At 71.7% G+C, this 14,609-nt stretch carries 15 protein-coding genes; 8 read left to right on the top strand and 7 right to left on the bottom strand.

The window, feature by feature from the left end:
* Positions 1-67 precede the first annotated feature (67 nt).
* From glyA to ACIBH1_RS34515, 4 genes are all read right to left on the bottom strand, one after another.
* A complete protein-coding gene (glyA, locus tag ACIBH1_RS34530) occupies positions 68-1,318 on the bottom strand; it encodes a serine hydroxymethyltransferase (RefSeq protein WP_397318195.1) in 1,251 nt (416 codons plus the stop codon).
* A 101-nt stretch (positions 1,319-1,419) separates the two neighbouring features.
* Positions 1,420-2,361: a YihY/virulence factor BrkB family protein gene (locus tag ACIBH1_RS34525; protein WP_397318194.1), complete on the bottom strand. Its 942-nt coding sequence runs from the start codon at positions 2,359-2,361 to the stop codon at positions 1,420-1,422.
* Between the two features lie 54 nt (positions 2,362-2,415).
* The gene (locus ACIBH1_RS34520; protein WP_397318193.1) at positions 2,416-2,790 is read right to left on the bottom strand and encodes a YccF domain-containing protein; all 375 of its coding nucleotides are present in this window, start codon (positions 2,788-2,790) and stop codon (positions 2,416-2,418) included.
* Positions 2,791-2,823: 33 nt separating this feature from the next.
* Positions 2,824-3,618, bottom strand: a complete 795-nt coding sequence (locus tag ACIBH1_RS34515; RefSeq protein ID WP_397318192.1) for a TIGR03084 family metal-binding protein — start codon at positions 3,616-3,618, stop codon at positions 2,824-2,826.
* Positions 3,619-3,774: 156 nt separating this feature from the next.
* Between ACIBH1_RS34515 and ACIBH1_RS34510 the strand changes: the two genes are divergently transcribed.
* The 8 genes from ACIBH1_RS34510 (at position 3,775) to ACIBH1_RS34475 (ending at position 12,667) form a co-directional block, all read left to right on the top strand.
* Entirely contained in the window at positions 3,775-4,566 is a 792-nt protein-coding gene (locus tag ACIBH1_RS34510) for a hypothetical protein (protein WP_397318191.1), read from the top strand.
* 65 nt (positions 4,567-4,631) lie between these two features.
* The gene (locus ACIBH1_RS34505) at positions 4,632-4,715 is read left to right on the top strand and encodes a putative leader peptide (protein WP_311132608.1); all 84 of its coding nucleotides are present in this window, start codon (positions 4,632-4,634) and stop codon (positions 4,713-4,715) included.
* A 108-nt stretch (positions 4,716-4,823) separates the two neighbouring features.
* A complete protein-coding gene (locus ACIBH1_RS34500) occupies positions 4,824-6,506 on the top strand; it encodes a nitrite/sulfite reductase (RefSeq protein WP_397318190.1) in 1,683 nt (560 codons plus the stop codon).
* Complete coding sequence (locus ACIBH1_RS34495; protein WP_397318189.1) at positions 6,503-6,646, top strand: Insertion element protein; 144 nt, start codon at positions 6,503-6,505, stop codon at positions 6,644-6,646. The genes ACIBH1_RS34500 and ACIBH1_RS34495 overlap by 4 nt, the downstream gene beginning before the upstream one ends.
* A complete protein-coding gene (locus tag ACIBH1_RS34490; protein ID WP_397318188.1) occupies positions 6,643-7,371 on the top strand; it encodes a phosphoadenylyl-sulfate reductase in 729 nt (242 codons plus the stop codon). The genes ACIBH1_RS34495 and ACIBH1_RS34490 overlap by 4 nt, the downstream gene beginning before the upstream one ends.
* A gap of 228 nt (positions 7,372-7,599) precedes the next feature.
* Entirely contained in the window at positions 7,600-8,304 is a 705-nt protein-coding gene (locus ACIBH1_RS34485; protein ID WP_397318187.1) for a sirohydrochlorin chelatase, read from the top strand.
* A gap of 38 nt (positions 8,305-8,342) precedes the next feature.
* A complete protein-coding gene (locus ACIBH1_RS34480) occupies positions 8,343-11,978 on the top strand; it encodes a CHAT domain-containing protein (protein ID WP_397318186.1) in 3,636 nt (1,211 codons plus the stop codon).
* Positions 11,978-12,667 (top strand): hypothetical protein, encoded by a 690-nt coding sequence (locus ACIBH1_RS34475; RefSeq protein WP_397318185.1) that lies wholly within the window; start codon positions 11,978-11,980, stop codon positions 12,665-12,667. Before ACIBH1_RS34480 ends, ACIBH1_RS34475 begins: the two co-directional genes overlap by 1 nt.
* On the opposite strand, the gene ACIBH1_RS34470 is transcribed toward ACIBH1_RS34475, so the two are convergent.
* The 3 genes from ACIBH1_RS34470 to ACIBH1_RS34460 form a co-directional block, all read right to left on the bottom strand.
* Positions 12,664-13,314, bottom strand: coding sequence for a hypothetical protein (locus ACIBH1_RS34470; RefSeq protein WP_397318184.1), 651 nt, complete (start codon positions 13,312-13,314; stop codon positions 12,664-12,666). The genes ACIBH1_RS34475 and ACIBH1_RS34470 overlap by 4 nt on opposite strands.
* Complete coding sequence (locus ACIBH1_RS34465; RefSeq protein ID WP_397318183.1) at positions 13,311-13,790, bottom strand: SigE family RNA polymerase sigma factor; 480 nt, start codon at positions 13,788-13,790, stop codon at positions 13,311-13,313. The genes ACIBH1_RS34470 and ACIBH1_RS34465 overlap by 4 nt, the downstream gene beginning before the upstream one ends.
* A gap of 82 nt (positions 13,791-13,872) precedes the next feature.
* Positions 13,873-14,580: a DUF1707 domain-containing protein gene (locus ACIBH1_RS34460; RefSeq protein WP_397318182.1), complete on the bottom strand. Its 708-nt coding sequence runs from the start codon at positions 14,578-14,580 to the stop codon at positions 13,873-13,875.
* Between the last annotated feature and the right edge of the window lie 29 nt (positions 14,581-14,609).

The following is a 14,609-nucleotide window of genomic DNA, read 5'->3' as shown; positions in this document are numbered from 1 at the left end:
CGAGCCCCGCCGGTCGGATGACCGGCGGGGCTCGTCCGGCGGCTGTTCACGGGCCGGGCGCGACTGCTTACAGGCCGGGCGCGGGGAACTGCGAGGTGAGCTCGCTGACCTCGGCGTGCACGCGACTGATGACGTCTTCCGCGTCACCCTTGGCCAGCGCGGTGACGACCTCGTCGATCCAGGCGCCGATCTGGCGCATCTCGGCCTCCTTCATGCCACGCGAGGTGACCGAGGGGGTGCCGATGCGGATGCCGGAGGGGTCGAACGGCTTGCGGGTGTCGAACGGCACCGTGTTGTAGTTGGTCTCGAGCCCGGCCCGGTCGAGGGCCTGGGCGGCGGGCTTGCCGCCGATGCCCTTGGGGGTCAGGTCGAGCAGGATGAGGTGGTTGTCGGTGCCGCCGGAGACCAGGTCGAAGCCGCGGCCGGACAGCTCTTCCGCCAGGGCCTTGGCATTGGAGACGATCTGGTGGGCGTAGGTCTTGAACTCGGGCTGGGCCGCCTCGTGCAGCGCCACCGCGATGGCGGCGGTGGTGTGGTTGTGGGGACCGCCCTGCAGGCCGGGGAAGACCGCCTTGTTGAGGGCGGTGGCGTGCTCGTCGGCGGTGGCCATGAGCATGGCGCCGCGCGGGCCGCGCAGCGTCTTGTGGGTGGTGGTGGAGATGACGTCGGCGTGGCCGACGGGCGACGGGTGCGCGCCGCCGGCGACGAGGCCGGCGATGTGCGCGATGTCGGCGGCGAGCACGGCGCCGACCTCGCGGGCGATGGCGGCGAAGCCCTCGAAGTCGATGGTGCGCGGGATGGCGGTGCCGCCGCAGAAGATCAGCTTGGGCCGGTGCTCGAGGGCCAGCTCGCGCACCTCGTCCATGTCGACGCGGCCGGTGTCCTTGCGCACGCCGTAGCGGACCGGGTTGAACCACTTGCCGGTGGCGCTGACCGACCAGCCGTGGGTGAGGTGGCCGCCGAAGGGCAGGCCCATGCCCATGACGGTGTCGCCCGGCTGCAGGAAGGCCATGTAGATCGCCAGGTTGGCGGGCGAGCCCGAGTAAGGCTGCACGTTGGCGTGGTTGACGCCGAAGACGGCCTTGGCGCGCTCCTGGGCGAGGGTCTCGATCTGGTCGATGACCTGCTGGCCCTCGTAGTAGCGCTTGCCGGCGTAGCCCTCGGAGTACTTGTTGGTCAGCACCGTGCCGGTGGCCTCGAGCACCGCCTTGGAGACGTAGTTCTCGGAGGCGATCAGCTTGACCGTGTCGGCCTGGCGTCGCTCCTCAGCCGTGATCAGCTCGGCGAGCTGGGGATCGACGTTCGCGAGAGAACCCATGAAAACTCCTCGTCATGCGGGGACCCAGGCGCTCGGCCCCCGCTCGGCCCGCTCCCCGGTGGTGCCCCACCTTCTGTGCGCCAGTCGCGCCCTAGACCTTATCAGCGGGAGATGCGGCTGGCGGAACTCGGCCAGAGCCTGTCGACCTCGGCGTTGAGCAATGCCCCGATGAGCACCGCGAGGGCCGTGATGTACAACCACAGCAGCACCGCGATGGGGGCCGCCAGCGAGCCGTACACGCTCACCGGGGACAGCCACGAGGCCAGCACCGCGCGCAGGACGGCGGCGCACACGATCCAGAGCACCAGCGCCAGGATCGCCCCCGGCAGCTCGCGGAACCAGCGGGTCCGCACCGGCACGCTGATGTGGTACAGCATCGTCAGGAAGAGCACCGAGCCGCTGATCACGACCGGCCAGTAGAGCAGGTCGACCAGGACCGCGTAGTCGCGGAAGGCCGCGCGCAGCAGGTCGGGGCCGATCAGCATGACGGGCATCACCACCACGCCGATCAGCAGCGAGACGATGTAGAGCCCGAAGGACATGAGGCGGGTGCTGATGATGCCGCGTGCCTCGCCCAGGCCGTAGGCGACGGAGATGAGGTCGACGTAGACGTACAGGGCCCGCGAACCCGACCAGAGCGCCAGCAGGAAGCCCAGCGAGATCAGCGGCACGCTGTGGTTGGGATTGAGCACGTCGTCGAGCAGCGGCGTGAGCACCTGCTCGATGGCGTAGTCGGTGAACAGGTAGTCGGCCTGTTCGAGCACTCCGGCGCGGATCGTCTGGATCACGTCCTCGCCCAGCAGGCTGCTCAGCGGCGCGAGCACCGCCAGCAGGCCCAGGACGAACGGCGGCAGCGACAGCAGCGCGAAGAAGGCCGCCTCGCCGGCCAGGCCGGTGACCCGGTAGGTGACCCCGGCGTTGACGGTGGCGCGCACGATGGACCAGGACCGGGTGTCGAGCAACCAGCTCAACCGGGTCCTGACGTCTTTGAGCGGCCTGCGCTTGCCTCGCGTGGGCCGTGTCCTCGCGTCCGTGGATGTCATCTCGCGCCCCAGCTTACGACCTGGTGAGGCAGCTACCCGGAAGCGTGGCCGCTATCAGTCAATGTCCACGATTCGTGCACCCAGGGGCAGAAGAGAAACGGGGATCATCTTGAGATTGGCTATGCCCAGCGGGATGCCGATGATCGAGATGAACAGCGGGATCGACGTGACCACGTGGCCGATCGCCAGCCACCAGCCCGCGAAGATCAGCCAGATGATGTTGCCGAGCGTCGACATGATCCCGGCGTCGGGATCACGTTCGACGGTCCTGCCGAAGGGCCACAGGGCGTAGGCGGCGATCCTGAACGAGGCGATGCCGAAGGGGATCGTCACGATCAGGATGCAGCAGATGACGCCCGCGATGGCGTAGCCGATCGCCAGCCAGATCCCCGCGAAGAGCAACCAGATGACATTCAGGATGGTCCGCATGATGAACAGTCTTTCATCACGCTCTGTAATAGATCATCCGGTATCCCCCTGATTCGCCCCTGACGCCCTCCCGGACCCGGGAGGACCGGCGAAGGCCTGGGCGATGCCCATCCACTCGGCCGCCGCCTCGCCCGTGATCTCCAGCCCGGTGTCGTCGCGGTGGATGCGCTGGGTGACGACGAGGCAGAAGTCGAGCGCCGTCCCGCTCACGCGGTCGGCGGCGTCCTGCGGCCCGTGGGTCCACGGCGTGCCGTCCGGCAACGACAGCTCCACCCTGACCGGCCGCTCGGGCGGCTGCATGCCGCGTACGGCGTAGCTGTAGGGGCGGGCCTGGCACCCGATGAGCGCCACGTGCCGCAGCCGGGCGGTGGGCCTGCGCTCGACCTTCACGGCGTCGGCCACGTCCTGGCCGTGCGCCCACGTCTCCATCAGCCTGGCCGTGACGAAGGAGGCCGCCGACATGTCGGGCCCGTACCAGGGCACCCGGTCCTTGGCCCCCAGCGTCGCGAACGTCTCCAGCATGGTCGCCCTGGCCCTGGAGAACCACTCCGCGACCTCCTCGGGCAGCAGGATGCGGCTCTCGTCGACCTGGTCGTCGACGAACTGCGCGCTCACCTCGGCCAGGGAGGCGCGGAACCCGATCGGGTCCGCCACGGCCCTGGTCGCCGCCTCGTCGAAGTACGCCAGATGGCTCACCTGGTCGCGGACCGCCCAGCCCTGCGCCGGGGTGGGCAGTTCCCAGTCGTCGGAGCGCAGCGGGCGCAGCAGGTCGTTCAGGTCGGCCGTCTCGGCTCTCAGGTCGTCCAGCAGTTCGCCGATTAAGTCCATGAGCGATGCTGTACAAGTGATATGCGAAAAATGCAAGGAGCGCCGGCACGAGGAGTGCAAGGGCGGCTCGTGGTGTGACTGCCAGCATCTGGGCGAGGTCGAGGCCGAGGAGTCTCCGCTCGACTGGCCGCGCCAGGGTTAGCTATCGTCTCGCGGGTGCCGGGTGATCGTTCCGCGTTAGCCGTACGGCTGCTGGCCGTGCTGGCCACGGCGATGCCCTTCGTCGCCCCGGCAGCCGAGTCGGTGGTGGCCGCCTCGGAGTGGGACCGGGTGTATCCGGGTCTCGTGGTGACGATCATCACCACGCCGTCGGACCTCGACGTCCTGCTGATGGACCTGCCCGCGGTGCTGCCCTTCCTGCTGGCCACGATCTTCCTGTCGGAGCCGGCCGGCGCGCGTCACGCCGTGCACCGGGCGGCGGCCGCCATCCTGTTCACCGCCGCGTTATCCGCGCAAACGGCGTCGGTCGCCTGTTACGGGGTGGCTCTGGCCGCGACGCTGGCCGCCGGGAAGGCGCGCCCGAGCGGCCGGCTCCCCGGGCGCGCCGACTGGGCGTTGTGGCCCGCCGCGCTGGCGACGGCCTTCCTGCCCTTCTTCGACCAGGGCACGGGCGAACCGGCGCTGGCACCGTACCAAGGGTTCACCGGCCAGGAGGCCGCCACTCTCGTCGTCGTCCTGCTCGGCCCCGTCGCCATGGCGTCGATCCCGACGCGCTCCCCAGCCGTCACCGGCGCGGGCGGTGCCCTGCTGGCGCTCGCATCGTTCTCGGCCGCCCTCTCCTGCCTCCCGCGGTGGGCGCCCGACGCGATCGTCTGGCCAGGCGTGGCCGCCGCCGGACTGGTGATCCTGACCCGCGCCCGGCTGCCCCGGATAGCCCGCCCGGCGCCGGACGTGATGCTGCTGGCCGGAGGGGTCGCGGTGCTCCTGCTGCTCTGGCTGGCGCTTTGAGGCAGGACGTCCAGAGTGTGGACCCAGTCTTGGACATCCCGGAACGCCAATGTATCGTTTGTTACATGCCAGCGGATCCCATGCTCGTCGGTCGGCGCCACGTCGATCTTCAGCGTGTCCGCAGCGCGATCTGTTGCGACGCCCGCTAACCCCTTCCCAGTCGAAGTTGGCGCGTCGCACGCCACCCCGCCTGACCCCTGCACTCGATGACGAGGCAGGAGGCAAGCCGCGCGCGCCCGTAACCCAAAGGACGCGCAATGACCCCGCCGAACAGCACGGCTGCCAGTCGACACCACAAGCGCCCGCGCGGTGAAGGCCAGTGGGCCCTCGGTTACCACGAGCCGCTCAACAAGAACGAAGAGAACAAGAAGAACGACGACGGGCTCAACGTCCGCCAGCGCATCATCGACATCTACAGCAAGCGCGGTTTCGACTCGATCGACCCCGCCGACCTGCGTGGACGGATGCGCTGGTACGGCCTGTACACCCAGCGCAAGCCCGGCATCGACGGCGGCAAGACCGCCATCCTCGAGCCGGAGGAGCTGGACGACCGTTACTTCATGCTCCGCGTCCGCATCGACGGCGGCCAGCTCTCGCTGGAGCAGCTCCGGGTCATCGCCGACATCTCCAACGACTACGGCCGCGGCACCGCCGACGTCACCGACCGCCAGAACATCCAGCTGCACTGGATCGAGATCGAGGCCGTGCCCGACATCTGGGAGCGGCTGGAGTCGGTGGGCCTGTCGACCACCGAGGCCTGTGGCGACACCCCGCGCGTCATCCTGGGCTGCCCGCTGAGCGGCATCGACACCGAGGAGCTGGTCGACACCACCGCGGCGATCCGCGAGGTGCACGACCGGTTCATCGGCGACCCGGCCTACTCCAACCTGCCGCGCAAGTTCAAGTCGGCGATCTCCGGCTGCCCGGCGCACTGCACGGTGCACGAGATCAACGACGTGGCGTTCGTGGCGGTCACCAAGGACGGCGAGGTCGGCTACGACCTGTTCGTCGGCGGCGGCCTGTCGACCAACCCGATGTTCGCCAAGCGGCTCGGGGTCTTCGTCCGCCCCGACCAGGTGGGCGACGTGTACGGCGGAGTCATCGGCATCTTCCGCGACTACGGCTACCGCCGCCTGCGTCACCGCGCGCGGATCAAGTTCCTCGTCAACGACTGGGGCGTGGAGAAGTTCCGCGAGATCCTCGAGACCGAGTACCTGAAGGAGCAGCTGCCCGACGGTCCCGCGCCGCAGGAGCCGCGCGGCGACCGGCGTGACCACGTCGGCGTCCACCAGCAGAAGGACGGCAACTTCTACGTCGGCTTCGCGCCGAAGGTCGGCCGCCTCGACGGCGACAAGCTGCACCTGATCGCGAACCTGGCCGAGAAGTACGGCTCGCGTCGCGTGCGCGCCACGGTCGAGCAGAAGATGGTCATCCTCGACGTCGCCCCCGACCAGGTGGAGGGCCTGGTGGCCGAGCTGGAGGCCAACGACCTGAAGGTCAACCCCTCCACCTTCCGCCGCCAGACGATGGCCTGCACCGGCATCGAGTTCTGCAAGCTGGCGATCGTCGAGACCAAGGCGACCGGCATCCACCTCATCGAGGAGATGGAGCGCCGCCTGCCGGACTTCAAGGACCCGCTGACGATCAACATCAACGGCTGCCCGAACTCCTGCGCCCGCATCCAGGTCGCCGACATCGGCCTGAAGGGCCAGCTGGTCGTCAACGACAAGGGCGAGCAGGTCGAGGGCTTCCAGATCCACCTGGGCGGCTCGCTCGGCACCAACGCCAACTTCGGGCGCAAGGTGCGCGGTCTGAAGACCACCGTGGAGGACCTGCCCGACTACGTCGAGCGCGTGGTCACGAACTTCGAGTCCCAGAAGAAGGAAGGCGAGCGGTTCTCCGACTGGGTCCAGCGGGCGGACGAGGGTGATCTCAAATGACGACCCGCGCCGTGCCGTTCCACTGTCCTTACTGCGGTGACGAGGACCTGGAGCCCTACGAGAAGGACGGCGGCTGGTACTGCCGCTCCTGCGCCCGCGCCTTCAAGCTGACTTTCCTCGGAATCGGAGTAAAGATATGAGCGTCGTCGACCTCGAACTCACGTTAAGAGAGCAGCGCGGCACCCTCGACCTGCAGAGCATCGTCGAGTCCGCCGCGTCGTACCTGGAGGGCGCGTCCGCCCGCGAGATCATCCGCTGGGCGGCGGCGACCTTCGGCGACCGGTTGTGCCTGACCTCCTCGATGAGTGACGCGTTGCTGATCGACCTGGTCAGCCGCGTCAAACCCGGTGTCGACGTGTTGTTCATCGACACCGGTTACCACTTCGCCGAGACCGTCGGCACGCGCGACGCCGTCGAGGCGGTCTATGACGTCAATGTGATCAATGTGAAGCCTTCGCGCACCGTCGCGGAGCAGGAGCGGGATCTCGGCCCGCGGTTGTTCGGCCGCAATCCCGACCTGTGCTGCTATCTGCGCAAGGTGGAGCCGCTGAACCGCGCGCTGGAGCCGTACCTGGCCTGGATCTCCGGCATCCGCCGCGACGAGTCGCCGGCGCGGGCCGGCGCCAAGGTCGTGGAGTGGGATGCCAAGCGCCAGATGGTGAAGGTCAACCCGATCGCCGCCTGGACTCAGGAGGAGGTCGACAACTACATCTCCGACAACGGCGTGCTGATCAACCCGCTGCACTACGACAACTACCCGTCGATCGGCTGCGCGCCGTGCACGCGGCAGGTGGCCGACGGCGAGGACCCGCGCAGCGGGCGCTGGCAGGGTTTCGGGAAGACCGAATGCGGCCTGCACCTCTGAGCCACGAGACCGCGCCGTTGGCAGGCTGCGCGGACTCGTTTCCGCCGTCGGGTGGGCATTCACCCGTGCGGCGTGCGGTCGTGGGGGGGGGGGGGGGGGGGGGGGGGGGGGGGGGGGGGCGGGGGGGGGGGCGGCGGGCCGGGCGGCCGCGCCCCCCCCCCCCCCCCCCCCCCCCCCGGCCCCCCCCCCCCGCCCCGCCCCCCCCCCCCCCCCACGGCCCTCCCCCTGGTGGCCGTCGCCCACGGCTCGCGCGACCCGCGCGCCGCCCGCACCGTGGAGGCCCTGCTCGACGCCGTACGGCAGGCGAGCCCCGGCCTGGTGGTGCGCTCGGCCTACCTCGACCACGCCGGTCCCCGCCTCCCCGAGGCTCTGGCCGGGCTCGACGAGGCGGTCGTGCTGCCGCTGCTGCTGACCGAGGCCTATCACAGCCGGGTCGACCTGCCGGCCGCCATCGCCGAGGTGCGCGCCGCCCGCGGCGGGCCGAGGGTGCACTACGGCTCGACACTCGGCCCGCACCCGCTGATGACGGCCGCCCTGGAGCGCCGCCTGGCCGAGGCCGGCGTCGCCAGGGACCGCGACACCGCCGTGGTGCTCGTCTCCGCCGGCTCCAGCAGCGCCGAGGCCAACGCCGTGATCGGCGCCATGGCCCGGTCGTGGCACGGCTGGTGGGGCGTCACCGCCGCCTACGCCTCCGCCGCCGACCCCACGCCCGCGCAGGCCGTGGCCCTGCTGAAGCGGGCCGGCGCGCCCAGGATCGTCGTCGCCCCCTATCTGCTGGCACCGGGCTACTTCGCCGACAAGGTGCGCCACAGCACACTGGAGGCGGGCGCCGACGTGGTCGCCGACGTGCTCGGACCGGCGCCGGAGCTGGTCGAGGTGCTGCTCGGCCGCTACCGCCAGGCGATCCGCAGCTCGCAGAGCGTGGCCGTCTGACTCGTGACCGGGCCGCTCCCGCGGCATAGGGTCCGGGCATGGACCCGGTCGAACGGGCGATCGCGCTGGCGGGCCGCGACCCTCGCCAGGGCCTGGCCGCGATGGACGAGCTGCTGGCACAGGACGGCCCGCCCGACTCCCGCGCGGCCCTGAGCTACAACCGCGCCGCCGTCCTGCGCGTCATGGGCAGGTACGGCGAGGCGGAGGAGGCCTACCGGCAGGTGGTCGCCGAGTTCGAGGGCCACCCGGACCAGGGGGTGCTGTTCTGGGTGGCGCTGGCGTTGTTCAACCACGCCTCGCTCATGCTCGACGAGGACACCGCCGAGGGCCGGCTGCCCGCCCTGGTGGCCAGGTTCCACCGCCACTTCCACGACAGCCCCGATCCGCGCCTGCGCAGGCGGCTGCGCCGGGTGATGACGTGGGAGATCGAGCACTTCGAGGCGCTCGGGGAGGCGGAGCGGGCCGCCGCCTCCCGTGCCAGGCTCCACGACTACCTGGGCTCCGCCTGCCTGCACGTGCTCACCCTGCTCGACGGCGAGGGCACGGCGGAGACGGTCATGGCGGTGCTGGAGCGCCTCGACCCGCTGCTCGACGACGTGCGCGAGCTGGGCGCCTCGCCGCAGGAGGAGTGGATCGCCCGGGTGATGGCCAGGCCCGAGCTGCTCTCGATGGTCACCATCATGACGCTGCGCGGGGTGAGCGACGGGCGGGTGCCGGGCGTGGAGGGCGACGACGACCGGCGGGTGGTCGACGCGGGCATGCGGGCCGTGGCCTCGGTCTACGACTACCTGACGCGCGACCCCGAGGCCTACCGGCTGGGCGGCGGCCCGCTGGAGGAGCTGCTGAACGCCGTCGACGTCGCGATGGGCATGACCGACGCGATGGAGCTGGCCAGGCAGCCGAACGTGGTCGCCACGCTGTCGCCCTTCTACGTGCAGGCGTTGTGCCGGGAGTCGATGGCGCTGCTGGTGGCCGGGCAGTGGCGGCAGGCGCTGCGCCTCCACCAGCTGCTGCTGGCCGCCGTGGCCGGGCTTCCGGCGTCGGAGACGGGTCACGCGATGGCCCGGCTGGCGCGCTTCCGCTGGTTGTTCGTGGCCCGCCAGGTCCTCGCGCAGCTGCCGGACGCCAGGGTGCTGCGCAGCGCCGCCGAGGCCGGGCGGTTCGTGCTGGAGTCCCTCGACGAGGGCACGCCGCAGTACGCCGAGGTGCTGCTGGCGCTCGGGGCCCTGCACGCCGAGCCGTACGGGGCCGGACGGCCGGTCGAGCTGTTCTGGGAGGACCTGCGCCGCTGGCTGGAGCGGCTCGGGGAGGAGCCGCTCGACCCGGTCGAGGGCGACGACGGCGACACGGCGATGCCGCCGGTCGGCGAGACGATGGACGTGGCCGAGGGCCATCTGCGGCGGGCGCTGCCGATGGCGGCCGACGTGCAGGTGGCGCACGTCATCGGGGCGCTGCTCGGGGTGCTGCGCACGCGGACCGTGCTCGGGATGCGGCCCGACGAGGCGGAGCTGCGGGAGCTGGCCGAGCGCATGGCGGCGACCGCCGACGGCGAACGCTACCCGCAGCTGCTCGTGCACGCGCTCGTGACCCTGGACCGCATGCCCGACGACGAGCTCGTGGAGCGTCCCGTCGAGCGGATCGCCGCCGAGCAGGGACGCGACGCCGCCATCGGGGTGCTCACCGGCCTGGCGCAGCTGCTGGCGCGCCACGATCCCGCGCGCGGGCGGGCCCTGTTCGCCAGGTCGGCGGCGTTCGTGCTGGGGCTGGAGGAGGAGCAGCGGGTGCGGCTGCTGCTCCTGCACGCGGCGTTGCTGATCGACCAGGACGCCGGCGTGCCCGGCGGCGAACGGAGTCCTGCCGAGGCCGCGGCGGATCTCGCGGGACGGGCGTCGGCCGGATCCTGGAGCGCCGAGCGGCACACCCTCGCCCTGATCGCCGCCGTCGAGTCCGGCGTGCGCGGGGCCACCGACCTGGAGGGCGCCCTGGCCTGGATCGCGCTTCTCAACGACCTGCCGCAGCCCTTCGGCGAGCGTCACCACCACGCGATCGCCTACCTGGCGGCCGGCTGGCTGACGCGCCTGTCGACTGCCGCCTTCGAGGCGGGCAACCGGGCCGACGCGGTCACCGCGCAGGTCAGCGCCTGCGCCGGTTTCCTGTCGCTCGGCCTGGCCGACGCCGCCCAGGAGTCGCTGACGATCATCGCCAGGCTGGTGGCCGACCAGGAGGGCCTGGCCAGGACCCTGGCGGGCACGCTCGGCCAGATCGCGCTCTGGGCCGAGAACCTCGTCGGCACCCGCGCCACCCCGGTCCTGCAGACCATCTGGGCCCACGCCGTGCACTCCGAGCGCGACGACGTCGACGCCCTGTTCGCCTGCCTGCAGTGGGCCAAGGGAGCCAGGTTCGCGGCGGCGTGGCGCGGGCGCGTACCGTACGACTGGGAGGCCGACCCCGAGGGGCGGCAGCTCCTGGAGTCGGTGTCCTGGGCGCCGGAACGGCCGCGCGACCAGCTGCTCGACTCCGTCACGCTCGTCACGCCGTACTCCGAGCGGCTGGAGAGCCGCGCGCCGGTGCGCGAGAACCTGGAGCACACCTTCGACGCGCGCGTGCAGCGCGCGATCTCGGCGCGGGCGCAGGCCGGGCCGCAGCTGCTCGACAGCGCGGCCGTCACCGCCGCACTGCCCGAGGGCACGGTGCTGCTGTGGATGTACCTGGGCGTCATCGTGGTCTGCGCCCGCGACATGGTGGCCGTGACCACGCAGCCGGGGCTGGCGAGCCAGGCCTACGAGGTGCACGCCGAGCGGGTGCGCGTCCTGGACGACGTGCAGCTGCGGGTGGAGCTGATCCGCGACGCGGTCCTGGCCGAGCCCGGTTCCGGCCGGGCCCACTCCCCCGCCCGGGCCGGCGCGCTGGACGTCGGCTGGTTCCTCGGGCCCGCGGCCGACCTGCTGCGCGAGCGGGCGGGCGGTCACCTGCTGGTGGTGCCGCACGGCCCCTTCCACTTCGCGCCGCTGCACCTGTGCCACCTCGACGGCCGGCCGCTGGCCGACTCCTGGACGGTCAGCTACCTGCCCAACCTCGCACTGCTCGACCAGCCCGTACGGCAGGCGGCGGGCAGGACGCGCGCGGCGGCGTTCGGCTTCCCCCGCGGCGAGTTCGGCTTCGAGCCGATCCCCGAGGCCGAGGAGGAGGCGCTGGCGATCACCCGCCACGCGCTCGTCGGCGACCGCGCCACCCGGCAGAGCGTGCTGCGCGCGCTGACCCGCTCCGGCCGCTTCCACCTGGCCACCCACGGGCTGCACAACGTCACCGCGCCCGCCTTCCAGTGCCTGTACGCCGCCGACGGGCCGATCAACGCCTACGAGCTGCAGCGCCTGGACCTCGGCGGGCTGGACCTGGTCACGCTGTCGGCCTGCGAGACCGCGCTGGGCAGATACGACCTGGCCGACAACCTGCGCGGCATCCCGGCCGCGCTGCTGTCGCGCGGGGCGCGCACGATCGTCGGCACGCTCTGGCCGGTGGAGAGCACGACCTCACGCGACTTCTTCACGACCTTCCACGCCTCGCTGGAGGCGGGCAAGCTGGCCGCCTTCGCTCACGCGCAGCGGCAGACCAGGGCCGCGCACCCGGAGTACCGTGACTGGGGGGCCTTCTACTACACGGGTGAGTGGCGCTGATGGAGCTCGATGCACCTGACCTGTCCTGGTTACCGGCGACGATGACGGCCGACGCCCGGGTGACGCGCGGGCGCCCCAGGCCCGAACCCGTGCGCGGGGCGGTCACGCTGGGACGCCCGGTCGTGCAGCCGCTCACCGAGGAGCTCGCGGCCGGCGACCCGCCGCTGCGCGCCTTCCTCGCCGAGCAGGGCGGCGCCTGGCGTTTCCACCTGGTCCACCTGGGCTGCAGCTTCCTGCCGGAGCCCGGCGCCCGCTTCGCCCAGGCCTGGCTGACCGTACGGCTCTCGCGCGCCGACGGCGTGCCCGAGCCGGTCCCGATCGCCTGGTCGCTCGACCCGCTGCGCTCCGAGCGGCCGGTGGAGCAGACCACCACGGTCAAGATCGGCGCCAAGGCGCTGCTGGAGGCAGGGGTCGAGGTCAGCACCACCGGGGCGCGCAGCGAGGTCTTCCTGACCGCCTACGGGCTGCAGGAGGACACCTGCACGTGGGAGTTCACCCGTACCGCCGGCGAGGAGATCCGCGGCGGCCAGCGCCTGGCCCTGGTCGCCAGGACGCCGGGACGAGCGGTCGCCGTGGGCGAGGTGGAGCTGCGCGCCACCCTGGTGCGCAGGCGGCTGGGCGTCCTTCCGTACCGGGTGGCGCTCGACGGCGGCGAGCCGCTGCGCTTCCGCCTGGCCGAGGGGTTCTAGCTCGGCGGCAGGCAGACGAACCTCGGTTCCGACGGCGTGGTGCACGGCGATGACCGCTGCTCCATGACGCTGATCGTCCAGGTCGCCGGGTACGGCGCGACGGAGGCCAGCGCCTTGCCCGCGTCCCCGCCGGTCGCGTCCGACGGGACCACGGCCGCCTCCACCGTGCTCACGCCGTCCTTGCCCGCGACGGGGATCACGTGCCAGGAGGCTTGCCAGGAATCGCACGACGTGCTGAGCGCAAGGCCGCCGTCGATCCACACGTACGCGTGCGTGCCGGGAGCGCAGTCGAGCATCACCACGAGCTGCCCGGTCGACGACGACACGGTGAACGACTGCTTCCTGCCGCCCTCGGTATAGGTCTGCGAGCTGCCGACGAGCCAGCGGGACGGGACGATCGACTGCGTGGGTTGCGTCGTGGCAACCGTCGCCTGCACCTCGGGGGGAGCGCCCATCAGGCGCGTGCCCGCCGCGGCCACCAGCACGACACCCAGGCCTGCCAGGAGTCCCGCGCCCGCGGTCCTGAGGCGGGCCCGTCTGATGCCGCGCACCTTGTCGGCGACGTCGCCGATGTTCACGCCCCGGTAGGGAACATCCGCGCTGTCGTCGCGCAGCAACGCGCGCAGCTCCTGCTCGACATCGTTCATCGCAACTCCATCGCGTGCTCGGCGCGCAGCCTGGCCAGAGCCCTGCTGGCCTGGGTGCGCACGGTCACCGGAGAGCAGCCCAGGATGGCCGCGATCGCCTGGTCGGACAGGTCCTCGAAGTAGCGCAGCACGAGGACGGCGCGCTGCCTGGGCGGCAGGGCCGCCAGCGCCGTCCGCAGGGCCTCACGCGCGCCCACGTCGGGCTCGGGGCCGCCGGGGAGCTCGGGCAGCTCGCCTGTGGGCACCTCGCCCCTCCAGCGGCGCCGCCACCAGGAGGCGTGCGTGTTGGCCAGGATCCGGTAGACGTACGGATCGGGGTCGTCGCCGACCCTGCGCCAGGCCAGCCACGCCTTGGCCAGCGCCGTCTGGACGAGGTCCTCGGCGCCCGGCCAGTCGCGGCACAGCAGGTAGGCGGTCCTGAGCAGGCGGGCGGAGCGCTGCTCGACGTAGCGCTCGAAGTCGCCTCGTTCCCGCATGGGCTGTCCTGTCCGGCTCGGGGATGCTCACTGGGAACTACGCCCGAGGCCCCGCGGGATGTTGCACGCCTCCTGAAGGCGATCAGTCGTCGGAGTAGCGGCGCCCGATGCCGTAGTGGCCGTCGCCCTGGCGCCAGCCGCCCGACTGCCAGCTGCCCGAGTGGCCGTCGCCGCCCATGAGCTCGCGCCAGTGTTCGCGCCATCCCGACAGGGCGCGCTTGATCGGCTCGGCCTTGGAGTCGCCGATGATGCGCACGTCACCCATGATCGCGTAGGCCTTGACCCTGACCACGGGGACGTCCATGCCGGGAGGGGCCTCGACGACGTTGGTCTTCTTGTCGCCCATGATGGCGATGCCTTCGAGGTCGACGTCGACGCCGTCGGGGACGATGATCTTCACGTCGCCCATCACGGCGGTGGCCACGATGTCGACCGTGTTGCCGCGGACCTCGGCCTCGCGCAGGTCGAGGACGACGTCGCCCATCACCGCGCACGCGCCGAGCTCGCTCTCGATGCGCCACTTGCCGCGGCGTTTGGTGTCGCCCATGATCGCCACGTACCAGCGGCGCTTGCGCACCGGCGCCCCGCCGGCCTGCGACAGCGGCGCCCGGGTTCCGGCCGCCGGCAGGTCCTGGGTCAGCAGGGCGAGCTGGGCCTGGGTGGCCGCGGTGTAGGCGGCCTCGGTGCGTTCGGTCAGCTCGACCAGCGTCAGGCGCCCGTCGACGGACGCCTGCTTGAGCTGTTCGACGACGGCCTCGCGCTCGGCATCGGAAGCCCGTACTTCACTCATAAACGCAACATATCGCGTTTCGCGGCCTT

The sequence above is a fragment of the Nonomuraea sp. NPDC050663 genome (assembly GCF_044456985.1).
GTDB lineage: Bacteria > Actinomycetota > Actinomycetes > Streptosporangiales > Streptosporangiaceae > Nonomuraea.
The sequence above is the reverse complement of the archived record's forward strand: the minus strand, read 5'-3'. Positions and strand labels throughout refer to the sequence as shown.